This is a genomic window from Candidatus Persebacteraceae bacterium Df01, assembly GCA_030386295.1.
Classification (GTDB): domain Bacteria; phylum Pseudomonadota; class Gammaproteobacteria; order Tethybacterales; family Persebacteraceae; genus Doriopsillibacter; species Doriopsillibacter californiensis.
The window spans coordinates 485024-508944 of sequence record JANQAO010000001.1; the positions used below are offsets into that span (position 1 = coordinate 485024).

A 23921-nucleotide genomic window follows, 5' to 3' on the forward strand; every position below is an offset into this window, starting at 1 on the left:
GCGTATATGGTTATTTTTCGTGCTTTGACCATTTTTGCTATTGCTTGGCGCTTTTGTTTGGATGATATTGTCCTTTCTCGGTTGCCGTATTTTTGGTCGCGATTTTGGCGTCGGTGGCGGCGATCAGCAACACCGCCACCGGCGCGCCTGCGAATGGCGCTTGAGCATCTGGGACCAATATTTATTAAATTTGGACAATTATTGTCCACCCGTCCCGATTTACTACCTGCTGAGTATATTGTTGAATTGTCGCGGTTACAAGACCGAGTTCCACCGCATTCAACGGTTGAAATTCGCGCCTCGCTGGAAAATGCTTTGGGATGTACTATCGCTGACGTGTTTAGTGAATTTGACGAAATACCGTTGGGTAGTGCTTCGGTAGCACAAGTGCATCGCGCTCGATTGCAAGGTAGCGGCGAAGAAGTAGCTGTTAAAATTTTGCGCCCCGGTGTGCGCCGACGGATTCAGCGAGATTTGCGGCTGATGCGTAGTTTTGCTTGGTGGGCACAGACTTTGCTCAAACACGGAGAGCGGTTACATCCGCAAGAAGTGGTAGAGGAGTTCGCTCGCCATTTAGGAAATGAAACTCAGTTATTACGGGAGGCTTCCAATTGCACCCAAATTGGCCGCAATTTGGTATCATCACCGTTTATCGTAGCACCTAAAGTACACTGGCCGCTATGCCGCGATGATGTTATGGTGATGGAATACCTGCCGGCGATACCGATTTCCAACCATGCGGCATTACGAGAAGCCGGAGTGGATTTTTCGCGGTTGGCAAAAAACGGGATTGAGTTATTTTTTACGCAAGTGTTTCGAGACAGTTTTTTTCATGCCGACATGCATCCGGGTAATGTTCATGTAGACGTCCAAGGTCGTTTCGTTCTGTTGGACTATGGTATTGTTGGTAGTTTGACGGATTTTGATAAAGAATACTTAGCGCGTAATTTTATTGCCTTTTTCAATCAAGATTATCGCGCTGTGGCACAGATGCACGTAGACGCTGGCTGGACGCCACCAGATACGCCAGTGACCGCATTTGAAAACGACATTCGTGCTGTTTGTGAGCCTATTTTTTCTCGGCCACTCAAAGAAATTTCATTTGGTCGTTTTCTGTTGCAGATGTTCCAAGTTGCTCGTCAGTACAAATTGGAATTACAACCGCAATTATTATTATTGCAAAAAACGTTACTTAACGTAGAGGGAATGGGGCGCGAACTAGCTCCTGACATTAACTTGTGGGATACCGCCAAACCATTTTTGGAAAAATGGGCGCGGCAACAATATAGCACTCGTCGTGTAATCAGCGTTTTACGAGGACAGGCACCTGATTGGTTAGCAGTGGTTAATGATTTGCCGCTGGCAGCACGACTGTTGTTGAGACGGGCAAAGCAAGAATCTTTGGTTAATAACGAGGCGATACGACTTAGCCGTAGCCGTAGTCGTTGGCGTACTGCGGCAATATCTTCTGTGATAGCGCTACTGGTTTGTTTGTCGCTATTATTAGATTAAAAAATGGTAATTCGTCTTGCCGCCCGAAAAAGCCCACTGGCGCAACAGCAAGCGTATACCGTAGCGGCGGCATTGCAGGCGGCTGGAATAGAAGCTGAAATTCGCACTTTTTCCACTACTGGTGATGACATCACTGACCGGCCACTGAGTGAGGTGGGTGGCAAAGAATTATTTGTAAACCGCCTGCGACAGGCGCTACTGGTGGATGAAGCAGATGCTGCTGTGCATTCGCTTAAAGATATGGCGGCAACATCGGATGCGGACTTTTTTTTGGGTGCTGTTGGATTTGCCGAAGACCCGCGTGATGTGTTTGTGGGGCGCCACTATGCGACTTTGGCGCAAATGTCTGATGGTACTTCCGTAGGCACGTGCAGCCCGCGCCGTGCCGCATTATTGGCGAAACAAGCACCGAAGTTGCGTGCTGTCATGATGCGTGGTAACGTGCAAACACGGCTTGCCAAATTGGAAGCAGGCGACTGTGATGCGTTGTTGCTGGCAGCTGCTGGGTTACATCGACTCAATATGAAAGAAATTGTTGGTGAGTATTTGCCATCAGAAATTTTTATTCCAGCACCAGGACAAGGTGTGTTAGCGGTTGAATGTTTGACAGAGCACAAAACATTGCGGCAACAGTTAAATATTATTAATGACAAAAAAACAGCTATTCGTATTCGCGCTGAGCGTGCTTTTGCCGCCGCTATTGACGGTGACTGTCACACCCCTTTGGGAGCACACGCACAAATAATGGCGGGCAAAGTGCATTTGCGAGCGTTTTATGCCAGTGATGGACACTACCGTGCTGCTGAGGCACAAGCACCGTTGCACAGTCCCGAAGAAGCTGGAGAAACGGCAGCACAAATCGTATTGCATCAGTGAAAACTGTTTGGGTTACCCGTCCGCCGGAGAGAGTACAGCAACTGGCTGAAGCACTCAAGAAATATCATTTACGGTCGTGGATTAATTCTGCTATGCGCATTGTTGATATGGATGAGGATGATTCGTTGCGCTGGTTCGCCGTTCAGTCAGCACGTTTTGACATGGTTATTTTTGTCAGTGCCGAAGCGGTATTACGCTGCCGCACCCATCTGTTGCCAAGTCCAACTTTGCCTATGATGCTGCCAATTGGTTCAGGCACTCGTGTTGCAATGGAAAAAGCTGATTATCCTGTGTCATTGTTGAGTGACAATACCATTGGCGACAGTGACGTGCTATTATCGTCGGACAGCTTGCAACCGGAGCAAGTGCGGGAGAAATGTATCGCAGTACTGGGCGGTATAAGCGGTAATGACGAGAAAAGTATCTCGCCACCGTTATGTGAAGCTTTACGGCAGCGAGGTGCACAAGTGACAACGTTTGCCGCATACCGTCGTCTACCGCCACCTTCTTTTTCCGCTAAAGAAAGCGCCACCGCGCAAGAAATGGCGGCAACGGGACAATTATGTGCCGCAGTTGCTTATAGTGGTGATACGGCGCGTCACATGTTGGTAATGACGGCACCGGCAAACGATTGGTTGCGACGGTTGCCACTGTTTGTGATTCATTCACATATAGTGCTTGCCGCCAAAGATATGGGATATTTCTATCCTGTTCTCGCACCAGCAAGCAGTGAAGGTATGGCGGCGGCAATTTCACACTTTGTATCTGGTAAGTTACCCGATACAATCAACGGTTTATAATCTCCGTCATGAGCGACGCCAACACTTCTCCACCACAAAAAAAAGTAGCGCCGCCGCCGTCACGCCAACCGACTGCTGCCAAGCCTAAACGCGGTGGTTTTTTTCGATTTTTTATAGTAGTGCTTTTGCTCGGAGGCGGCGGTTATTACGCGAGTGTTAACGGCTTTCCGCCGTGGGAAGCTTGGCAACTTTCTTCGCACACGCCCGATAAATCAACAAATTTACTGGCGGATGTGCCGGAACAGCTTAGTGTGTTGGAGCAAACGTCTAATGTCATCGCCGTTGATGTGACGGATATGCAGAATATATTGACGGAGTTGCGCAACGAAATCGTGTTACTCAAGCAACAGCAAGTGGTTTTGCAAAGCCGTTTAGCCGAATTGAGTAGCGCACAAGCTTCTGCGTTCCCTATTGATATTCGTTTGCAACTCATCGACATTCAGCTACGACAAAGCGGTGATACCGCTGCCGCTGCTGCCGCACTATTGCAATTGCAAGATGATGAAGGTATTGACGTTCACTGGCTCAGCGGGGAAGTGCGGCGGTTGCAGGAAACACCAAATCGGAAAAAAATTATAACCATCATTAACGATTTGGCTGAAAAAAATGCTACCCATTATCGGCAGACTGATTTAGATCCAGAGGTTACCGAAAGTGGATTTTTGGCTGATGTGCAGGCGATGTTTAAAAATACGTTTAATTTGCGTCGTGTAGAAAATAATGGCAATCTCACCGCCCCACACATAGATGAATTTGCTGTGCGGCAACAGCTGGCACGGCTAGAAATATTGCTCATTGGTAGTCAGCGAGCCCCGTATCAGCAAGCTTTAAACTCCCTTGTTGCCGAATGGAATTTGCCTGTTGATGCTGACCGCAATATTGCGGTTCAATTACAACTGCTGCAAAAATTTGGCGCTCCAATGTATTATCTCAACCTGTAACCGCAAATAATTCGATGAAAATATCTCGCTGGCTCAAAATACTATTTCTTGTTGCCCTTGTTGCTGTGGGCATCGCCGTGGCACAACTGTATCTGCAAGCGCCGGTGCATTTGCGTTTTGGTGGTTGGGAAGCGTCGCCGCCGCTGTCTTTGGCGTTGGTAGTGGTCGTTATTGCGTTGATTGTTGTTGCTTTTTTTATAAAAACGTTGGCTTTTTTGCTGTTACTACCATCACGTATGGCATCATGGGGGCGACAGCGAGCGGTTACACAACGGCAGGAAGCACTGGCTGGCGGCGTGCGCGCTTTGGCGTTAGATGATAGCAAATTGGCACTCAAACACTTTTTGCGTCTTAGCGAGGACAAGCATTCGGATGCGGGGACACACGCTTGGTTGGCGGCGGTGGCGGCAGAAAAGATAGGCGACGTACAAAAGCGCAAACATTTATTGCGGCTGACTGCAAATAGCAGTCCCGCCGAATTGGCGGCGGCAGCAAAGGCGTGTTTGGCTTGTGATGAAGATCGACTCAGTGAAGCCTTTAATATTTTGGCGGCAGCGGGTGCGCCGGGGCATTCTCCGGTGCTGGCGAAGATGTTTTTGGATACGGCGCGGCGGCGTAGTGAATGGCCGGCGGCGTTGGGCGCGGCATATCAATTGCGTACCGTATCACCTTCTGCCAAGTGGAAAAAAGCGGTAATCGACATGGTGCGTCAAGGATTGGATACGATTGATGATGCCGAAAAATTGGAGGATTTTTGGAAAAATCATGTACACGCTGACGAACGTAAGAATGCCGAGCTTCTGTCCGGTTATATTTACGCTTTGCACCGGTTGGGAAATGATAAAAGCGTTGCTGACGCGTTAGAACGTGCAGCAAAAACGAATGGTGAGGCACCAGAAATATTATTAGTTATTGCTGCGTTGGGGAGTCGTAAATTGTGTGAAACATTTTTTACAGCGGGCGAAAAAGGAGCTGAAACGAGCCGTAGTGCAGAGCAAGTATCAGCGATAGCGGCGTTGGCGGAACGGCTTAACTTGTGGGGCAAGGCACGGCGTTATTATCAAATGGCGCATTCGTTGCGCCCTGAATCGCGTTATCTTCAGGCGCTGACCGAATTGGAGAAAAAAATGAAAAGCGCCGAGGCAGGCGATTCATAAAAACCATGCCGGCAAAATCCAACTCGCCGTTGGTAACAATTTGATTCTTTTGCCGTAGTTTTTTGAGACGACGGCTAGCTGTAAATTTTTCCACCACTTTGCCGAAATTCAACGGATTTTTCTTCCATTCCCTGTGCCACCGCATGATTGGTATCTAATTCTTGTTGGGCGGCATAATCGCGTATTTCTTGGGTGATTTTCATAGAGCAAAATTTTGGTCCGCACATAGAGCAAAAATGCGCAACTTTAGCTGACTCTTGTGGCAGCGTTTCGTCATGAAAGCGACGTGCGGTATCTGGGTCCAGACTCAGATTAAATTGGTCTTCCCAACGAAACTCAAAGCGTGCTCGCGATAAAGCGTCATCACGCGCTTGTGCGCCCGGATGTCCTTTGGCTAAATCGGCGGCGTGAGCGGATATTTTGTAGGTGATAATGCCAGTTTTTACGTCATCTTTGTTAGGCAGGCCTAAGTGCTCTTTGGGAGTTACATAGCACAGCATGGCCGTGCCATACCAGCCGATTTGCGCTGCGCCAATCGCAGATGTGATGTGATCATAACCGGGTGCAATATCGGTCACCAAAGGTCCTAGCGTATAAAACGGCGCTTCACAACAGGAGTCCAATTCTTTTTCCATATTTTCTTTAATTAATTGCATAGGTACATGCCCCGGACCTTCAATCATTACCTGCACATCGTTTTCCCACGCGGTTTGAGTGAGCTCGCCCAACGTTTTTAATTCAGCGAATTGCGCTTCATCGTTGGCATCGGCTAGAGCACCCGGGCGCAGCCCATCGCCTAAAGAAAAACTTACATCGTAAGCACGCATGATTTCACAAATTTCACCAAATCGCTCATACAAAAAACTTTCTTTGTGATGCGCTAGACACCATTTAGCCATGATGGATCCTCCTCGCGAAACAATGCCGGTCATTCGCTTTGCTGTGAGCGGCACATAAGCCATCCGCACGCCCGCGTGAATAGTGAAATAATCTACTCCTTGTTCTGCCTGTTCTATGAGCGTGTCGCGAAAAAGTTCCCACGTCAAATCTTCAGCCTTACCGTCTACTTTTTCCAGCGCTTGATAGATGGGAACAGTGCCGATGGGGACGGGGGCGTTGCGGACAATCCACTCGCGCGTTTCGTGAATATTTTTTCCTGTAGACAAATCCATCACTGTGTCGGCACCCCAGCGAATTGCCCAAGTCATTTTTTCAATTTCTTCGCCGATACCAGATGAAACGGCCGAATTACCGATATTCGCATTTACTTTAACTAAAAAATTTCGTCCGATTATCATCGGTTCGGACTCGGGATGATTAATATTAGCTGGAATAATCGCTCGTCCGCGAGCTATTTCATCACGCACAAATTCGGGAGTGACTTCCCGTGGAATGGCGGCGCCAAAGGCTTGTCCACGGTGGGCGTTTTGCACTTCGGCAGCATTGTGGCGCTGGTTTTCACGGATAGCGACAAATTCCATTTCCGGTGTGATAATACCGCGGCGGGCATAATGCATTTGCGTTACGCGAGCTCCATTAATGGCGTTGCGCGGTAGTGGTGGCGTAGGAAAGCGCAAAACATCCAGCCGACTATCGGCCAGCCGAGCGCGACCAAAAGCAGATGTTGGTTCATCTTGAGCAACCGTATCGCCGCGTTCACTAATCCATCCTTCGCGTACACAGGGCAGACCGGCGCGCACATCTATAATTGCTTTCGGGTCAGTATAAGGGCCGGATGTGTCATACACGGTAACCGGTAGATTAATCCGAGTGTCGCCGTTGAGCTCGGTAGGTGACAAGGAAATTTCGCGCATGGGCACGCGTATATCATCGCGGCTGCCAGTTACATAAATTTTTTTTGAATTGGGTAAGGCGTCCAATGCCATAAAATCAGCGCGTGCTTCGGCACCAATAAAGTCTTTTTTTCGAGGTGAGGTCATGAATAAAATCCCATGATGAACAATCTTTTCATTATATAGAAAATTAACAGTTGTCTAATGAAGCCAAGTAATTTGAACGGTTTTTCGATAAGTGTGAATATAAAACTAGCTTATTAATTTGTCATCGTTCGTTGGATTAGTAATGACAAAGCAAAGATTTCAAAAGTATCGACTAGGCAACGCAAAAATAACACAACGGTATTGTCCAAAGTGTTTTACGAACATAACTGTTATTTATAGCATCAGCTTTTTTTATTGTCGTTAGCAATAGCGTTTCGTTGAGACCGAGGGTCGGTACGTAGTAATGGAGAAGTGGATGATGATGGCGTCGGCGTAACTTGAAAAGGTTCAGCTCGTGTTGGTGAATACGGATGTCGAATTAATTGCCAAATTACTATGGTCGCTAACCCCAATAGCAACACCGCCAGCGATGCAAACAAAGCCGAAGGGGTGTGTGTGCGCATGAAAAATCCAACCACTAGAGGCGCTGGCGCCGAACCTAAAGAATACAGCATCATAATCGCCCCTGCTGTCGCCAACAAAGATTGCTCACCAATTTTATCGTTGGCGCGCGCCAAACACAAAGAATACAGCGGAATAAAAAAGCCACCCAACAGCAACGATAAAGCGCATCGCTGCCAAAAACTACCTTCTGTCGTTAGCATTGCTGCCGCCATTGCTGCAACCAATGAGGAAAAAAGAATTATGTAGCGCCTATCCATACGATCAGATAACCAACCCAGCGGAAATTGAATCACTACTGATGCTAACAATGGTGCCGCCATAAAGATAGCGATTTCACCGCGGGAAAAATCCATATCGCGCGCGTACACCGGTCCTAACGCAAGCAATGACGAAAAAACCATGCCCAATATAAGGGCGCCTGCTGCTTCTAGAGGAAATTTCCGCCATACCCGCCATAAACTTAACCGTCCAGCAGCCAATATCGCAGGCTCGCGCTGTGGACCAGCTAGTGCAACCGGTAGCAAAGATAGGGATATTAGAATAGATGAAAGCACTAGTAAAGAAAATTCTGATGGCGGCGCAACATTTAGCAGTAATTGCCCGGCTCCTAGCGCACTCATGGAAACAATCCCGTAAATTGCTAGCAACCGTCCGCGTGTTTGTGCCACAGCATGACCGTTGAGCCAGCTTTCTACCACTACCACAATAACGGCATAAGCATAACCGTGTGCCAAACGTAATGCAGCCCAGGCAACAACTCCCTCGATCAACAAGTGCGCCACACTGATAGCAGAAATGAGCGAAGCAAAGGCCGCAAACATACGGATGCGGCCAACACGAAAAATCATTGATTGGCAGGTTGCCGCTCCCAGTAATAAGCCAACAAAATGTGCCGACATGAAAAAACCAATAGCGCCAGCATCTTCACCAGCGCCAAGCGCCCGCAGTGCCAGCACGCTACCCAGTAGTCCATGCCCTAAGGCCAGCAGTGCCGCTGCGGCTAACAGCGACGCCACGGGTAAAACTCGCAATGCTGGGGTGGATGAAGTCACTATTTAATCAGCACAGCAACGTTGCTGATTAATTACATTTAAAACGCCTTTATGGACTCTCAGATTACCGCTCCAGCAGAATTTTCTGCTTTAGGGTCGTTTTCTTTTTGAATAAAATCTTCACGTGACATACCAAGCCGTAATGCAATTGGACCGCTGATTAGAACCGACGAATAAATACTAGAAAAAATACCAATTGTTAGTGCAAGCGCAAATAAAAATAATGCATCTCCACCGAAAAAGAGCATAGATAATACTGCTAATTGCGTGGAACCGTGGGTGATAATCGTGCGTGCCCATGTTTGGCTAATTGCGCTGTCTAAAGTGTCAATGGGACTATTAAGACGGCGTTGTCCTCGGAAATTTTCGCGAACACGGTCAAAAATTACCACCGTTTCATTGACGGAATAGCCTAAAATGGCGAGTATTGCCGCTAGTACTGGTAGATTAAATTCCCACTGAAAGAGCGAAAACAGGCCGAGAATAAACACTACATCATGCAAGTTGGCAACAATCGCACCTACCGCCATTCGCCACTTAAATCGCATGGACAGATACATCATAATTCCCGCCACCACGCACAGCAACGCCAGTGCACCGGCAATAAACAATTCATCGCTTACTTGTGGTCCTACATATTCTAATCGCCGTAGCGTGACGTCAGTGTCCACTTCGCGCAAAGCCTCCAGCACTCGCGAAGAAAGCTCCGAACCGTTTTCTCCTGGTGGCGCTTTAATGATGAGTAATCCGTCGCCGCTTTGCTGGATTGGCGCGTCCGCGAGTCCAATATTGGCCATGGACTGACGTACTGTAGCAATTGCTGGCGGGCGCTCAAAAGCGGTTTCAATTACCGTGCCGCCAGTAAAATCAATGCCGAAATTGAGTCCGCGTGCCCCCAGTGACACGATACAGATAATCAAAAAAATGGCTGACAGCGCGCCGGTGTAGCGGCGATATTTCATCAGCGGCAGTACTCTTTTAAGATTGAGAATGCGCAATCCCAAAGACAGTGATTTGGCGTGACGTCGTTCAAATGCGAGATTAACTAGCGAACGTGAACCTTGCACTGCCGAGAACATGGATGTCAAAATGCCAAAACACAGGACGACGGCAAAGCCACGTACAGGACCGGAGCCAAAAGCAAACAGAGCTATGCCGGCGATTAATGTTGTCACATTGGAATCAATAATGGTAGTGAAGGCGCGTTCGTAGCCAGTGTTAATGGCGGCGAGTGCTGACTTGCCGGCGTCCACCTCCTCGCGAATGCGCTCATTGATAAGTACGTTGGCGTCAATCGCCATGCCTAGCGTTAGCGCAAAACCGGCCAAACCGGGCAGCGTCAGTGTTGCACCTGCCAGTGCCAGCAGCGCAGTCAGCATGATTAAGTTAGCCAGTAGCGCACCGACTGAAATCATACCGAAAGCGGCGTAATAGGCAGCAATAAAAAAGGCGATGGCAGCAAAGCCTCCAATAACCGAATTAATGCCGCGACGAATGTTATCAGCTCCCAGTGAGGGACCGACGGTGCGTTCTTCTACAATCTCCAACGGTGCTGCCAGCGCGCCGGAGCGTAACAACAATGACAATTCCGCCGCTTCGGAGGCACTCATGCGTCCGTGAATAATAAAACTGGCGTACAGCTCTTCATTGATTACTGGTGCGCTGATAACTTCGGCACTATCTTTGTCCAATAACAAAATTGCTAACTGTTGCCCAACCCGCGGGCGAGTGTAGCGCTTGATTTTTTCGGCGCCTGCCGAATCCAGCGATAAATGTACTGCCGGACGATTATTTTGGTCATAGGTTGGACGTGCATCAGTAATGTTGTCGCCACCGATAACGACTTGTCTTTCCAACAGCAACGGGTCGCCGTCGCGATCATAAAATAATTCTGTACCTGCCGGTGGACGCCCACGTTTGGCGCGGCGTATCACGGCCTCGGACGCTGTCTTACTTTCGTCTACGCCGCGTAATTCCAGTGCTGCTGTTCTCCCCAATACTTTTTTGGCTTGTGCCGTATCTTGTACACCGGGAAGTTGTACAGCAATACGGTCAGCCCCTTGGCGAGTGATAACCGGTTCGGCGACTCCCAATTCATCTACCCGGTTGCGCAGTGTTTGCAAATTTTGCTGCATTGTAAGGTCAATAATTTCATCCATCGCGGTGGGAGTGAGCGTAAAGCGCATCGTTGATGACGATTCATCAGGTGGCAGCAAGTCGCGAAATTTATCTTCAATAATGGCCAGCACTCGTTCGCTACTGGCGGTAGTGGTTTCCACCACAATGGCACCTTCTTCAATGCGGATGCGGGCGCCGGTATCGGACAGCGCGTTTTTCATTTCACCGGCAATACCGTTGAGGCGTTTTTGTGCGGCAAAATCCAAGTCCACTTGCAACAAAAAATATACTCCCCCGCGTAAATCCAATCCTAATGCCAGCGGTTCGGCGCCGACGGAGCGCATCCACGCTGGTGCAGTGCTGGCGGTGTTGTAGGCTACTACATAGCGCCCGCCGAGCGCTTCGGCGATGACGGCTCGAGCGGCAACTTGATCTTCGGATTGTTCAAAAACCGCCTGCACCACACCGTTTTGCAAAGACAAATGGGAAGCAGATAAGTTGGCTTCGTTCAGTGCTTTACGTATGGTGCCCAACGTGGCGGGCGTGTTCGCTGCACCACTACCGGCACGTACTTGAATTACTGGCGATTTAGAATACGCTGAGGGTAGGGCATAAACGGAGGCAATCATGATGAGCAATGCCACCATCGTATGCTTCCATACTGGAAACCGTGACATGTACTGTTATATTTTTTCTATGGAACCGGCAGGCAACAGCGATTGAATGGCCTGCTTTTGAAAAGCGATTTCAACTTTTCCCGTATTGATTACTACGACGCCGTCATTGATTTTAGTGACTTTGCCAAAAATACCGGAACTGGTTACCACTTCGTCGCCGACCGACAACGCTGCCAGCATATTGCGATGAGCTTTGGCGTTTTTTTGTTGTGGACGAATCAGCATAAAGTAAAAGATGATGACAATTAAAATTAGAGGTAAAAAGCTTGTCAGTGCGCTTCCTTCTGGTGCCGCCCCACTTTGTGCATAAGCAATATCAATCATGTTTGAATACTCCGTAAAAAATTAATCCTACATTGTATCAAGAGCCGCCTGTTTGACGGCAGTTAGGACGAAGACGGAAGTGCTAATAAGCGTGCTACGTGGCGGGCAAGCATGTCGGTTTCGATATTGAGCGCTTCGTTAGCCGTCAGTTGCCCCAACGTAGTTGCCGACAAGGTATGCGGAACTAAATTGACAAAAAAACAATTTTTATTTACATCACAAACGGTTAGCGACACGCCAGCCAAGGCGACTGCGCCTTTTTCCGCCAGCAATGGCAACAACGCTGGCGGCGGTACCACTCGCCAGCGTTGTCCACCAGCACCATCTTCTTCAACAACATCAATGTGGGCGATTCCTTCCACATGCCCAGTAACAAAATGACCACCTAATTTATCCCCTACCGCCAACGCTTGTTCTAAATTTACTGCGGTACCGTTTTGCCATGGTGTGCAACGTCCCAGCGTTTCAGCGGATAAATCAACGGTGAAACAGTCGTTATTAATTTCTATGGCAGTTAGGCAGGTGCCATTAACGGCGATACTGTCGCCTACTACAGAACTTTGCAGCCAGTCGGTGGGAGTGCATACACGCAATCGCGCACCGCTGCCTGCAGGAATAAAAGCGTCAATGCGCCCAATAGCAGTGATAATACCAGTGAACATTTTGACGATATTATTCCATGCGTCACAAGTTTTTGGAAGTTGGATATCCCAGTGGAAAATGCTATAGATAAGCAGGACGAAACTCACAAGTTATTCGTGAGTAAGTAGAAAAATTGTGTTGTTATGCTAGGACGTATTTAAAAATGTATTTTATTACAATATAGAAACACGTAGCGAGTTGGTTGGGCTAGGCAAAGATTTAAAAATGGGAAGAAATAAATTATTTTTGGAGAGCAGAGAGTTCTCCCAATGGCAGCTGGAATTTCTCTAGCTTGTGATTTATTAAATCAGCATGAGCTGTCGATTTTATAGATTGCCGCGTTCCATTTCATCAGCGATGTGATCTGCTTGCCGAATGGCCAGTGCTACGATAGTAAGCGTTGGATTTTCGGCACCACCGGTGGTGAACTGACTACCGTCGGATACAAACAAATTGTCAATGTCATGCGCCTGCCCCCATTTGTTGACAACGCCGTCGCGAGGGCTTGCCGACATGCGGTTAGTCCCCATATTATGCGTGGACGGATACGGTGGTGTTTCTACTACTTTGCGGGCGCCTACTGCTTCATAAATCGCGCGCCCCCGACCATAGGCATGATTGCGCATGGCCGTGTCGTTTTCGTGGTCATCAAAATGTACGTGGGGGATGGGCACTCCGTAATGATCTTTTTCACTAGGATGCAATGTCACACGGTTGCTTTCTTGTGGCATGTCTTCGCCGACCAGCCACATGCCAGCCATATTTTGAAAACTATCCATCAGTTCGGAAAATTTTTGTCCCCAGCCGCCCGGATTCAAAAAAGCGGCCATAAATGGCAGACCTAAAGACAAAGTTTCTAGCTCGTAACCACCGGCAAAACCGCGCGCCGGTTCGTGTCGCGCCTCATCAGTGCAAATGCCGGCCATTGTCGTGCCGCGAAACATGTTTACCGGCTGCTCAAAAATCGCATATACCGATCCTGTCATGTGACGCATGTAATTGCGTCCTACTTGTCCCGAAGAATTGGCCAATCCGTCTGGATATTTGGCGCTTGCCGAATGTAGTAGTAAACGCGGGCTTTCAAAAGCATTACCGGCCACACACACCAATCTTGCCGACTGCCGATGTAGGTTTCCGTCTTTGTCGTGATACAAAACGCCGTCTACCTTGCCGACCGCGTTGTGAGTAATTTGCACTGCGTGCGATTCGGGGCGCAATTCAAAATGACCGGTGGCAATCGCCTTGGGAATTTCAGAATACAGTGTGGACCACTTTGCTCCCGTGCGACAACCTTGAAAACAAAAACCCAGTTGGCGACAGGCGCCGCGCCCATCTCGTGGTTGTGAATTAACGGCCATTCGACCAGTATGTACATTTTTATACCCCACTTTTTTGGCACCGGCTTCAAACACTTTGTAGTTATTGCTACCGGGCAGTCCCGGAATGCCGTTTGTGCGTGTGACACCCATTTTATTTTCGGCCTTGTCATAAAAAGGTTCTAACTCCGACAGTGTGAGTGGCCAGTCAAGCAAGTTAGCGCCGGTGATATCGCCATATGTGGTTTTAACAGAAAATTCATATTCTTGGAAGCGCAAACTGGCACCCGCCCAGTGATAAGTAGAGCCGCCAACTGTTTTGCATATCCACGCCGGCAAATTTGGAAAGTCTTTTGCCACTCGCCAGTTACCAGAAGTCGTTCGTTTGTCCAGCCAAGTTGTACGCCCAAACATCTCCCACTCGTCATTGACGAAATCAGTCCGCCAGTTAAGGTGCTTACCCGCTTCTAAACACACCACATCTACACCGCGCTCGGCCAATTCGTGGCACAAAGTGCCGCCGCCGGCACCGGAGCCGATAACTACCACTACATTATCGTTATTCTTATCAAAAATTTTCATGTGTCTCTCCTCATTCTCTTTAATATTATTTAATCCAGTTAATATCGTTGAAACCGCGATCTAAATAACCACCGTGCGGAAATGATGGTCCTTGATAGCCAAAATATTTCCACACTTCGGGAATGTTGTATAAACCTACTACAGTGTGACCGCGCACGGTTTTAAAAAACGGACTGCTGGTAATTTGTTTTAGTGATAACACTTGATCATCCGCGGAAATTTCGCGAAATGGTTTGGGATAGGCGGCGTTAAGTTGTGCTACGCCCTCACTCAGCAACTTATTGAGCGCGACATCTCCTTTTGCCTTGTCTAGAAGTCCTTGTGCGCAAGCGCGATAATAGTCATGTGGTACTTGCTTGTGTGGGTACATTGCGTAACAAACCTGTGCTAAATCTTCCAAGAGGTCGTCTCCGGCCGCAAAAGCAAAATTTGGCGTCAGCGTGTAAGCTGCCGTGCCAGTCAAAAGTAAGCTGGCACCGCGTATAAAATCACGGCGACCGGTGTTGTGGGTGTTTTGTGTCATATGAAGGCCTCCTTAAAACTTATCTATTGTGAATTTGACAACAATTAGCAATATCGCCCGTGACGCTGCAAAATTTCAATTTTGTAGTCGTCTGGATCCTGCAAAAAAAAGAAGCGTGCCATAAGGGCGTCGTCGCGAAAAAAATCTTTAATGGGTGTCGGCTCAAAACCACCCGTCTGCAACCGTTGATGTTCGGCGTCCAGATTTGCTACCGACAGTGCTAAATGCCCATAACCATTGCCCAATTCATAATCGCAATCTTGGTTGTGATTGTGGGTGAGTTCTAGTTCAAAACTGGTTTCTTCGTTGCGTAGGTAAGCTAACGTAAAGCCTTCAAAGTCAAAACGAGCAGCCACGGACAATTGCAATGCCGCTTCATAAAAAGCCAATGAGCGGGGTAAATCCCGTACTCGCACCATAGAGTGAATGATTTTCATGGCAATTCCTCTCTTTGCATTGGTTATAACAATACAATGATTATTTATAGCATAAAAAGATAAAAAGCTAGAGCTTTCGTGGTTACAACGGAAAAAAATTAAATTACCTGTTTGGTAGACGTTAGTGCAAGCGTTGATCTGATTACTTTACAAATATTCAACTTCTATAAAACAGCAATCAAAATCATTGACACTAATCACGTCGTGATGAACTCCTTTTTTTCGGAAATAAGGAACGCCTTTGGAGAGTTCGCTGCGCTTTATGGTGCCATCGGGATGTTGTATCTCTAACGTGCCGGTGAACATCGGAATGACACAGTAGTCATGTTCATGAATGTGTATGCCAGTACGATAACCTTGTTCAGGAAACCGCCACTCTGTAACTCGAGTCCGAGTATTTTCAATCAAGATTGTGCCGATAGCATTGCCTTTTGTACTCATAGTCAATTACTCCCGAGTGAGTCAAAATGGGCTGCGGATAATTGCAATATTGGTCCTTGAAAAGTTAAAGCGTGGGGGGAATCCTTCGCTCGCAACCCAGTGTGAATAATTTTCATAGAAAATCCTTTTTTTATTTTAATATCATACTACAAAAAAATACTACCGTTCTTTTGCATGCTTTTTTAGCTGTAATGCGGCTCAGGTGTTCGTTCAGAATTTATCATCTGTTGTTAGGATAGCTTATATTCGAAAAGGTATATTAAGGTTTTTAATGTATCTTTATAGCTAAAAAGTTTGGAGTTATTTCAATGACAATTAACGATATTAATAATCAAAATTTACTTAAGGCTGCTGGCTTTGTTGGCGGTGAATGGGTGCAAGCTGACGATGGCGGCACATTGACGGTTGATAATCCCGCTACCGGCGGCATCATCGCACGAGTCCCCGCGATGGGCGAGGCAGAAGCGCGCCGAGCTATTATGGCAGCTGAATCGGCATGGCCGTCGTGGCGTGCTAAAACCGTTAAAGAACGTGCTGCCGTACTGATGGCGTGGCACCAATTGCTATTAGAAAATGAAGAAGATTTGGCGCGACTGATGACCTTGGAACAAGGCAAGCCGCTGGTCGAATCACGTGGTGAAGTGCGGTACGGCGCGTCTTTTGCGCAATGGTTTGCCGAGGAAGCAAGGCGCGACGGAGGCGACATTGTGCCGGCTCCACGCACCAATACGCAAATACGGGTGACGCGTGAAGCAGCAGGTGTGGCGGCGATGATTACGCCGTGGAATTTCCCTATTGCAATGCTTACTCGCAAAGCGGCACCGGCACTTGCTGCCGGTTGTACGGCAGTGATTAAACCGGCTAGTCAGACACCATTGTGCGCTATTGCGGTAACGGCATTGGCGCAACAAGCAGGCGTGCCAGCGGGAGTGATTAATTTAGTACTCGGCAGCGGTACGGTGATTGGAAGTGAACTCTGTGCCAATCCAGCGGTGCGAGTGTTGTCGTTTACCGGTTCTACCGAAGTGGGGCGTATTTTGGCAGCTCAATGCGCGCCGACAATTAAAAAACTGGCGCTGGAATTAGGTGGTAACGCGCCGTTTATTGTTTTTGATGATGCTGATGTGCCGCGCGCCGTGCAACAGGCGATGCTGAGTAAATTTCGCAATGCAGGCCAGACATGTGTTTGCGCCAATCGCATTTACGTTCAAAACGGTGTTTATGATGAATTTATGGCGTTGTTCAAAGAACGTATCATGGCGCTCAAAGTGGGTAACGGTATGGATGACGGTGTGACTATCGGTCCACTTATTGATGGTGCGGCGGCGAATAAGGCGGCGCAACATGTGGACGATTGTGTGCAAAAAGGGGCAAAGGTTCTTTGTGGCGGTAATGCATTGGGCGGTAATTTTTATGCTCCAACGCTGTTGAGTGATGTGTGCGATGATGTCTTGCCGTGTTGTGAGGAAACATTTGCGCCGGTGGCTCCGGTGTTTCGTTTTACCGATGAAAATGAAGTTATTAAGAGGGCTAACGATACGATATATGGGTTATCGGCATATCTATGCACTCGCGATTTGGGACGTGCCATGCGCGTCTCAGAAGCGTTGGAGGCGGGTATTATCGGAGTTAACGAGGGCATCATTTCCAGTGAGGAAGCGCCGTTTGGTGGCATTAAGCAATCCGGTATGGGTCGTGAAGGTGGCACTTATGGAATGGAAGAGTACACTGAAATTAAATATACATTATTGGGTTTTTAAGGCGTGGTTAAATAAATTTTTGCGCCGAAATACGCTTAGTACTCTGTTAAGATTAGCGGCTGCGCCCTTCCAGCCAAAACAAAGACGATACCGCACCACCGCCAATCGCAGCCATGGCAAGTATGGCAGGACCTGCTAATTCTAGCGCTTCGTCTGAAGCATATTGATAAACAACCGTTGCTAGTGTTTGGAAATCAAAGGGGCGCAAAATGAGTGTCATGGGCAATTCTTTAACGCCTTCCAAAAACAGCATCAGCACAGCAATGGCTGCTGCTGGGCGCAAAATTGGCAAATGCACGGTAAAAAAGGCACTTAATGCGCTTTTTCTGGCTAACCGCGTCGCTGCGTCTAATTGTGGAGAAATGTTAGCCATACCGGTTTCCAACGCACCGGTAGCAATAATAAAAAAACGTGTTGAACAAGCGATGATTACTAATCCTAATCCACCGAATAACAAATTTTTGCCAATGACAGAAGAAGTAGCCAGTGCTAACACGAAAAAGCCTTGGGCTAGTACTGTCCCCGGTAGGGCATAACCGGCTTGTGCTAAACGTGCTAATGGTTGCATTAGTAGACCGCGACCATTTTGTCTTTTGTCAAGCACGAACAATGCTGCCAGTGCGATAAGCAACACGGCTGTCCCCACTGCTAGCCACAGGCTACCACTGAGGCCATCGACAAAAGATACACGCCACAAATGGGCGGGAGTTTTCCAAGTAAGAAAGGCAAACCATGTTACGGGTAAGGCAAAACCGGTCACTGCGGGCAGTAACAACAGCCCAGTACAGCAATGTGCCTGAAACCCGCGCAAAACAGTAGTGGCATCACAAGCAAAGCGGCGGTCACACAGTGACGCATATTGACGTTGTTTTTTGCGACCTTGTTCTTCTATTGCCAGCAGTCCAAGTACTAGCAGCATAATGAGTACTGCTAGGCGGCAGGCCGCATACAAATCTCCGCGGTTGAGCCACAAATCATAAACCGCCAATCCAATGGCGCGTACGCCATAGTGTTCGGCAATGGCAATGTCATTCAATGTTTCCATCAGCGCCAATGTTGCGCCCACCATCACTGCTGGGCGAGCCAGTGGCCATAATACGAGTCGACAGGTTACCAGTGGCGAGTATCCCATCAGGCGGGCGGCACTTTGAATATGGCAGGATTGTTGTTTGAGTGCAGCGCGGGCGAAAAGATAAATATAAGGATAAACCGCTAGTGCTGTCACCACACAAGCTCCCATCATGCCGCGAATAGAAACGCCAAAATAGTCAAAAAAATGTGAATAAGCGTAACCGAGCACATAGGGAGGCAATGCTAAAGGCATAAATAGCGCCCAAGTGACAATTTTGTCGCCAGTGAAGCGATACATAACCGTAATCCAGGCGGCAGGCAGAGCGATAAGCATCGCTAGCAATACAGAACCACCGGCGTATAGGGCGGTTTGTAACGCATAATCGATAAGTGCTGCCGCTGAAACAGATTGATGCGCTCCGGGGCCAAACAGTGCGCCGCCAACAACGCCTAAAATGGGTGCTGCCATCAGCGCGATAATTGCTAGTGCTCCCAACCGAAATATAGGAGCACGCAAACGCAAAGAAAAACGGCGATTTCGAAGAAATAGCGGCAGGCTGATATTCACCGGTTTCTTTTGCGGCGCTAAACTTGTTTAGTTAGCGGTTGAAATTAACTTCCTCTACTAATTCGGATGCACGCTGCCGTAGTGCAGAGTCGTCAGTAGTGGGAAGGGCGTTTTGCATTTGTGTTCGGTAAGGTTCTAGCATATCAGGATAGGGGATGTCATCACGTACTGGGAATTCAAAATTTTGTGAGGCAAAAATTTTCTGTCCCTCAGCACTTACTAAAAAGCGCATAAAACGCAGGGAAGCATCTTGGTTTGGTGCGTTTTTGGCTAGCGCCATGCCGGTAATGTTGATATGTGGTTGTGTTGGCAACACCATACGTACATTTTCTTGCAGTTGTTTCCGTTCGTCGTCGTCGGCACGATTAATTAAATTGAAATAATAATAAGAATTGGCTATGCCAATGGCGCAAGTGCCGGTTGCTACATCTTGAATTTGTGTGCGATCTTTGCCTTGTGGCTGGCGGGCGAGATTGTTGTGAACACCTTGTAGCCACGCTTCGGTTTTTTCTTCACCAAGCCGAGAGAGCATGTCGGCAAACAAAGCAATATTGTAAGCGTGCGTGCCGCTACGCAAACACACACCTTTATATTCGGGCATCGCCAAATCAACATAATTTTGAATGTTTATGTTAGGTGCCGTAAATAGTGCGCGCACCCGCTTAGTTATAGTGAACCAATTATTACCGCGATAGTTGGCGGGGACGGCTTGGTTTAACTTGTCATCTACTACTGGTGCGGTGAGTCCTGATTTAACAAAATCCAGTAACTGATTTTTAACCAAAATAACATCTGCTGGCGAAGCGTCGCTCTCAGCTTTGAGGCGTTCCAGCAAACCTTTTTTGATAAATAAAACTTTCACTTCATCACCACTTTGTTTTTCGTAAGCGGCAATGATGGGTTGCATAAATACTTCTTGTCGGTCGGTGTACAAATTGATTTGTCCCGCATGGGCGGTTGTTGACAGCAGCAAAGTAACGGCAATGATGAATTTGGTGTAATGTGACATAAGGCAGTTTCTAAATGCAATACAATGAAAATGATAATCATTATCATTGTATTAGAAATAAAAACACCATGTCAAGTAGCTGTGTTGCCCGAGACAACAAAAAGTGTGAAGCAGGTACAAAATAATGGTAATTTTGACGAAGGCACAAAATGTTACAAAACTGCATTACGCATTGTTATTTGCACATTTTATAGAATACAAAAAAAACGACACGCTATAATCCCACCGTAATGTCACCACCTGCGCCTATTAAAAAAGTGCCCAAGAATTTTGAGGCAGCGTTGCACGAATTAGAAAGCATGACGGCAGCGTTGGAAAACGGAGATGTGCCGCTGGATAAAGTGGTGGCAGCTTGTGAACGGGGAGCTGTATTGATTTCTTTTTGTCGTTTTCAACTAGAAACGGCGCGGGGGAAAATTCAACAACTAGAAAAACAATCGTTAATTGATAAGGACAATGTTGACGGCTGACTATCGTTTTTGGTTTGCGGAAATTAACGGTCGCGTGGAGCGGCGATTGGAAGAAATTATGCAACAACCGGCGCCTGAGCTATTGCAAACGGCAATGCGTGATGCGGTACTGGCTGGTGGCAAACGGTTGCGCCCGGCGATGGTTATGGCTGTTGCCGACGTTGATGGTGCGCCCGCTGACTCATTAGCACTTGCATTGGAAGCGGGTTGTGCTTTGGAGTGCTTACATTGTTATTCTTTGGTGCACGACGACTTACCTTGCATGGACAACGCTGACACGCGGCGTGGACGACCATCATCTCACCGTGCGTACGGTGAAGCTATGGCGCTTTTGGCGGGTGATTGCCTACAAACATTGGCATTTTCTATCGTTGCGCAAAGCGGTTTGCCGGTGGCGGCAGTTGCTTTGCTAGCGGCAGCGGCTGGTAGTAAAGGCATGGGTGGCGGACAAGCGCTGGATTTGCAAGCTGTAGCTGCAGATGAAGTTGCATTAAGATGTATGCATGAGATGAAAACTGGTGCCTTGTTTTATTGTGCCTTACAGCTGGGACTTTTGTGTCGCCGAGAACAAGATGCGCGGTTGGAAGCGTTTGCGTCTCCTTTTGGTCTGTTGTATCAAATTGCTAATGATATTAAAGACGCGGCGGTAGACGCTGCCGGCGGTAAACAAACTTACGTCACCGTGTTGGGAGAGTCAGCGGCGCAACAGCGTGCTGCTGACTCTCACGAAGCGGCGCATCGGGCGCTGGAAGGAAAGTACCCGTTGTTGGCTGTTATTGCGGATGATGTGTATGCGGGGGCGCGAGTATGATTAGAGTACCGAAGTGGTTGAAGCGGACGAACCGTATTCCGGTCAAAAAACATGGTATTGCGTTGGCGATGTTTGATGAAGATGCCGTGAGTGCCGTTCGCCGGTTACAAAAAGCTGGGTTTGAGGCCTATGTGGTGGGCGGTGCGGTGCGTGATTTATTGCTTGATATTGTGCCCAAAGATTTTGACATTTCTACCAACGCCACGCCGACCGAAGTACGCCGTCTTTTTCGTCGTTCACGTATTATTGGACGGCGGTTTCAAATCGTACATTTGTATTTTTATCGTGGGAAAAAAATGCGTATTATTGAAGTTACTACTTTTCGTGCCGACGGTGACGAAGTTATCAGCGATGAAAATAGCGGCCGAATTTTGCAGGATAACTTATTTGGTAGCGCATCCGACGATGCCGTGCGTCGTGATTTTACTTGTAACGCTTTGTTTTATGAACCGACGACGGAAAATATTATTGACTATACTGGTGGCTATGACGACATTCGCCGAGGGCGTTTGCGTCTTATCGGCGCGCCGGCTATTCGTTTCAGACAGGACCCAGTGCGGTTATTGCGAGCGTTACGGTTGGGAGTTAAGCTCAATCTCACTATTAGCCAAGCTACGCAAAAAACGTTTGCGCTTTACGCGCCCTTGCTCACCGCTATCACGACATCGCGCTTGTTTGATGAATTTGCAAAAATCATCAATTCCGGTGCGAGCGCCAACATTATTCAACGGTGTGCCGAATGCGGCATTACCGACCACATTTTGCCCGCAGTGTCTTCTGGCGGTGATTTTTTTATGAATGCGCTTAAAAAAGCCGACCTCCGGCATCAAAGCGGTAAGGACATATCTTTGTCTTTCATCATCGCGGCGCTATTTTGGATGCCAGTGAGATGTCGCTGGCTTGCCTTGCAACAAGAAGGAATGCTAAGTGTTGCTGCTATGGAGCAGGCGTTGGAAGCGGCAAACTTTCCCGCCAACAATATTGTGCCGCGGCGCGTTGTTGCGCGCGCAGTGGATTTATATTTTTTGGTGGCGCGTTTTGTAGGAAAGGTTACTTTACGTCGTACCCGTGGCGTGTTGCGAAACCCGCTATTTGATCGCGCGATTGCTTTTGGTACTCTGTGTGGTGGTGATATTGAGCCAGAAGTGGTGCAATGGTGGAGTGATTATCAATTAGCCGGCGACGATGAGCGCAAAACGATGATTGCTACTAAAAACCCAGGCACACCAAATCGTTGACTTGTGCTTACATTGGGCTGGGAGGTAACGGGAGGCGTGCGGCGCGTGATGTGCAGTTGGCAGCAAAACGGTTGCAATTGTTGCCCGGTGCGCGATTGGCGGCGGTGTCGTCGTTATACACGAGCGCTCCACTAGACTGTCCCGGGCGGCAGGCGCGATATTGCAATGCGGTTGTGCAATTGCAGACCGTTCTTCCGCCGGGGCGACTTTTTCGTTTATTGCAAGTGGCGGAACGCCGCATTCAACGCCGCCGCCGCCGCCGTAATGCCCCGCGCCGTATTGATATGGACTATTTATTGCATGGCAACGCCCGCCTGCGTCACCCGAAATTAACACTGCCACACCCGCGCATGTATCGGCGCGGTTTTGTGTTATTGCCGTTGGCGGATATTGTCGGGGACGATTTTTCTAATATACGCGGTGCGGAGGCTTGTATTAACGGGTTGAGCCGCTGCTACAAACAGGATGTGCGACGGTTATGAACAGCGCAATTTTTACATGAGTACTATTTTGGCCGTTGATTCGGGTGGGCCGATGTTTTCTGCTGCTTTGTGGTCGAACGATGAGGTTATTCAACAAAAGGTTGTTGACAAAACGCCGCATTCCGAACACGCATTACCGTTAGTAAGGCAGTTATTGGCGACTGTGGAAATGACTTTAGCACAATGCGACGCCTTTGCTTTTGGTGCCGGACCTGGGCGATTTTCGGGTTTGCGCTTGGCTTGTGGGCTGGCGCAGACATTTGCGTATGCTTCGCAGCGCCCGCTAGTAGCAACGCCGTCATTGGCGGCATTGGCACAAGCAAATTACGGTGAGACGGAAACGGCAGCGTATGCTGCATTGCCAGCGCATCGTGGACATCTTTATCTGGCATTGTGTCAGCAGTACGATGGGCGCTGGCACAATTCCCGTCCACAATTGCTGGAAGTCGGTGCAGTCAAAATAAACCGTCGCCGGCAGCATTGTTGTGGTGAGGGTTTTATGCGCTATTTGTCAGCAGCGGGAACGCTGAATACGACCGCGCCATATCCAACCGCGGCTGCCGTGGCGACAATAGCTGCAAATATGTTGATGCACGAAGAAACAACGGATGTGCTTGCCGCCACGCCGCTGTACGTCCGTACACAAGTGGCACAAACCATCGCCGAACGGCAAAAATCGAGGAAATCAAAACACCAGTAACCATCGTTA

At 48.3% G+C, this 23921-nt stretch carries 22 protein-coding genes; 11 read left to right on the top strand and 11 right to left on the bottom strand.

Annotated elements, in window-relative coordinates; translation table 11 throughout:
• Positions 1–6: 6 nt before the first annotated feature.
• The 5 genes from ubiB to NQX30_02410 are packed head-to-tail and all read left to right on the top strand — an operon-like array spanning position 7 to position 5286.
• Positions 7–1512, top strand: a complete 1506-nt coding sequence (gene ubiB, locus NQX30_02390) for a 2-polyprenylphenol 6-hydroxylase (GenBank protein ID MDM5147223.1) — start codon at positions 7–9, stop codon at positions 1510–1512.
• A gap of 3 nt (positions 1513–1515) precedes the next feature.
• Positions 1516–2388: a hydroxymethylbilane synthase gene (hemC, locus tag NQX30_02395; protein ID MDM5147224.1), complete on the top strand. Its 873-nt coding sequence runs from the start codon at positions 1516–1518 to the stop codon at positions 2386–2388.
• Positions 2385–3188 carry a uroporphyrinogen-III synthase gene (locus tag NQX30_02400; GenBank protein ID MDM5147225.1) on the top strand — a complete coding sequence of 268 codons (804 nt, stop codon included), beginning with the start codon at positions 2385–2387 and terminating at the stop codon, positions 3186–3188. The genes hemC and NQX30_02400 overlap by 4 nt, the downstream gene beginning before the upstream one ends.
• Before the next feature lie 8 nt (positions 3189–3196).
• Complete coding sequence (locus NQX30_02405; protein MDM5147226.1) at positions 3197–4129, top strand: hypothetical protein; 933 nt, start codon at positions 3197–3199, stop codon at positions 4127–4129.
• Positions 4130–4143: 14 nt separating this feature from the next.
• The gene (locus NQX30_02410) at positions 4144–5286 is read left to right on the top strand and encodes a hypothetical protein (GenBank protein ID MDM5147227.1); all 1143 of its coding nucleotides are present in this window, start codon (positions 4144–4146) and stop codon (positions 5284–5286) included.
• 74 nt (positions 5287–5360) lie between these two features.
• On the opposite strand, the gene thiC is transcribed toward NQX30_02410, so the two are convergent.
• The 9 genes from thiC to NQX30_02455 form a co-directional block, all read right to left on the bottom strand.
• Entirely contained in the window at positions 5361–7172 is a 1812-nt protein-coding gene (gene thiC, locus NQX30_02415) for a phosphomethylpyrimidine synthase ThiC (protein ID MDM5147228.1), read from the bottom strand.
• A gap of 296 nt (positions 7173–7468) precedes the next feature.
• The gene (locus NQX30_02420; protein ID MDM5147229.1) at positions 7469–8743 is read right to left on the bottom strand and encodes an MFS transporter; all 1275 of its coding nucleotides are present in this window, start codon (positions 8741–8743) and stop codon (positions 7469–7471) included.
• 59 nt (positions 8744–8802) lie between these two features.
• Entirely contained in the window at positions 8803–11538 is a 2736-nt protein-coding gene (gene secD / locus NQX30_02425) for a protein translocase subunit SecD (GenBank protein ID MDM5147230.1), read from the bottom strand.
• Positions 11539–11544: 6 nt separating this feature from the next.
• Positions 11545–11862 carry a preprotein translocase subunit YajC gene (gene yajC, locus NQX30_02430; GenBank protein ID MDM5147231.1) on the bottom strand — a complete coding sequence of 106 codons (318 nt, stop codon included), beginning with the start codon at positions 11860–11862 and terminating at the stop codon, positions 11545–11547.
• Between the two features lie 62 nt (positions 11863–11924).
• Positions 11925–12524, bottom strand: a complete 600-nt coding sequence (locus NQX30_02435; protein MDM5147232.1) for a riboflavin synthase — start codon at positions 12522–12524, stop codon at positions 11925–11927.
• Positions 12525–12830: 306 nt separating this feature from the next.
• A complete protein-coding gene (locus NQX30_02440; protein ID MDM5147233.1) occupies positions 12831–14402 on the bottom strand; it encodes a GMC family oxidoreductase in 1572 nt (523 codons plus the stop codon).
• A gap of 25 nt (positions 14403–14427) precedes the next feature.
• Positions 14428–14925 carry a hypothetical protein gene (locus tag NQX30_02445; GenBank protein ID MDM5147234.1) on the bottom strand — a complete coding sequence of 166 codons (498 nt, stop codon included), beginning with the start codon at positions 14923–14925 and terminating at the stop codon, positions 14428–14430.
• Between the two features lie 44 nt (positions 14926–14969).
• A complete protein-coding gene (locus tag NQX30_02450; protein ID MDM5147235.1) occupies positions 14970–15362 on the bottom strand; it encodes a VOC family protein in 393 nt (130 codons plus the stop codon).
• Positions 15363–15509: 147 nt separating this feature from the next.
• On the bottom strand, positions 15510–15803 hold the full coding sequence (locus tag NQX30_02455) for a cupin (GenBank protein ID MDM5147236.1): 294 nt from the start codon (positions 15801–15803) through the stop codon (positions 15510–15512).
• A gap of 308 nt (positions 15804–16111) precedes the next feature.
• On the opposite strand from NQX30_02455, the gene NQX30_02460 reads away from it, so the two are divergent.
• Complete coding sequence (locus NQX30_02460) at positions 16112–17563, top strand: NAD-dependent succinate-semialdehyde dehydrogenase (GenBank protein MDM5147237.1); 1452 nt, start codon at positions 16112–16114, stop codon at positions 17561–17563.
• Between the two features lie 52 nt (positions 17564–17615).
• On the opposite strand, the gene NQX30_02465 is transcribed toward NQX30_02460, so the two are convergent.
• Entirely contained in the window at positions 17616–19202 is a 1587-nt protein-coding gene (locus NQX30_02465) for an iron ABC transporter permease (protein ID MDM5147238.1), read from the bottom strand.
• A gap of 31 nt (positions 19203–19233) precedes the next feature.
• The gene (locus NQX30_02470) at positions 19234–20211 is read right to left on the bottom strand and encodes an extracellular solute-binding protein (GenBank protein ID MDM5147239.1); all 978 of its coding nucleotides are present in this window, start codon (positions 20209–20211) and stop codon (positions 19234–19236) included.
• A gap of 230 nt (positions 20212–20441) precedes the next feature.
• On the opposite strand from NQX30_02470, the gene xseB reads away from it, so the two are divergent.
• The 5 genes from xseB to tsaB are packed head-to-tail and all read left to right on the top strand — an operon-like array spanning position 20442 to position 23912.
• Complete coding sequence (xseB, locus tag NQX30_02475; protein ID MDM5147240.1) at positions 20442–20681, top strand: exodeoxyribonuclease VII small subunit; 240 nt, start codon at positions 20442–20444, stop codon at positions 20679–20681.
• Complete coding sequence (locus NQX30_02480) at positions 20668–21492, top strand: polyprenyl synthetase family protein (GenBank protein MDM5147241.1); 825 nt, start codon at positions 20668–20670, stop codon at positions 21490–21492. Before xseB ends, NQX30_02480 begins: the two co-directional genes overlap by 14 nt.
• The gene (gene pcnB / locus NQX30_02485; GenBank protein ID MDM5147242.1) at positions 21489–22730 is read left to right on the top strand and encodes a polynucleotide adenylyltransferase PcnB; all 1242 of its coding nucleotides are present in this window, start codon (positions 21489–21491) and stop codon (positions 22728–22730) included. The genes NQX30_02480 and pcnB overlap by 4 nt, the downstream gene beginning before the upstream one ends.
• Complete coding sequence (folK, locus tag NQX30_02490) at positions 22727–23212, top strand: 2-amino-4-hydroxy-6-hydroxymethyldihydropteridine diphosphokinase (GenBank protein ID MDM5147243.1); 486 nt, start codon at positions 22727–22729, stop codon at positions 23210–23212. Before pcnB ends, folK begins: the two co-directional genes overlap by 4 nt.
• Before the next feature lie 16 nt (positions 23213–23228).
• Positions 23229–23912, top strand: a complete 684-nt coding sequence (gene tsaB / locus NQX30_02495) for a tRNA (adenosine(37)-N6)-threonylcarbamoyltransferase complex dimerization subunit type 1 TsaB (GenBank protein MDM5147244.1) — start codon at positions 23229–23231, stop codon at positions 23910–23912.
• Positions 23913–23921 lie beyond the last annotated feature (9 nt).

Excerpts from the sequence above, each read along its gene's own strand:
- ubiB (MDM5147223.1), top strand. The coding sequence starts at position 7 with ATGGTTATTTTTCGTGCTTTGACCATTTTTGCTATTGCTTGGCGCTTT.
- hemC (MDM5147224.1), top strand. The coding sequence starts at position 1,516 with ATGGTAATTCGTCTTGCCGCCCGAAAAAGCCCACTGGCGCAACAGCAA.
- NQX30_02405 (MDM5147226.1), top strand. The coding sequence starts at position 3,197 with ATGAGCGACGCCAACACTTCTCCACCACAAAAAAAAGTAGCGCCGCCG.
- NQX30_02410 (MDM5147227.1), top strand. The coding sequence starts at position 4,144 with ATGAAAATATCTCGCTGGCTCAAAATACTATTTCTTGTTGCCCTTGTT.
- thiC (MDM5147228.1), bottom strand. The coding sequence starts at position 7,172 with ATGGCATTGGACGCCTTACCCAATTCAAAAAAAATTTATGTAACTGGC.
- secD (MDM5147230.1), bottom strand. The coding sequence starts at position 11,538 with ATGTCACGGTTTCCAGTATGGAAGCATACGATGGTGGCATTGCTCATC.
- yajC (MDM5147231.1), bottom strand. The coding sequence starts at position 11,862 with ATGATTGATATTGCTTATGCACAAAGTGGGGCGGCACCAGAAGGAAGC.
- NQX30_02435 (MDM5147232.1), bottom strand. The coding sequence starts at position 12,524 with ATGTTCACTGGTATTATCACTGCTATTGGGCGCATTGACGCTTTTATT.
- NQX30_02440 (MDM5147233.1), bottom strand. The coding sequence starts at position 14,402 with ATGAAAATTTTTGATAAGAATAACGATAATGTAGTGGTAGTTATCGGC.
- NQX30_02445 (MDM5147234.1), bottom strand. The coding sequence starts at position 14,925 with ATGACACAAAACACCCACAACACCGGTCGCCGTGATTTTATACGCGGT.
- NQX30_02450 (MDM5147235.1), bottom strand. The coding sequence starts at position 15,362 with ATGAAAATCATTCACTCTATGGTGCGAGTACGGGATTTACCCCGCTCA.
- NQX30_02455 (MDM5147236.1), bottom strand. The coding sequence starts at position 15,803 with ATGAGTACAAAAGGCAATGCTATCGGCACAATCTTGATTGAAAATACT.
- NQX30_02460 (MDM5147237.1), top strand. The coding sequence starts at position 16,112 with ATGACAATTAACGATATTAATAATCAAAATTTACTTAAGGCTGCTGGC.
- NQX30_02470 (MDM5147239.1), bottom strand. The coding sequence starts at position 20,211 with ATGTCACATTACACCAAATTCATCATTGCCGTTACTTTGCTGCTGTCA.
- xseB (MDM5147240.1), top strand. The coding sequence starts at position 20,442 with ATGTCACCACCTGCGCCTATTAAAAAAGTGCCCAAGAATTTTGAGGCA.
- NQX30_02480 (MDM5147241.1), top strand. The coding sequence starts at position 20,668 with ATGTTGACGGCTGACTATCGTTTTTGGTTTGCGGAAATTAACGGTCGC.
- pcnB (MDM5147242.1), top strand. The coding sequence starts at position 21,489 with ATGATTAGAGTACCGAAGTGGTTGAAGCGGACGAACCGTATTCCGGTC.
- tsaB (MDM5147244.1), top strand. The coding sequence starts at position 23,229 with ATGAGTACTATTTTGGCCGTTGATTCGGGTGGGCCGATGTTTTCTGCT.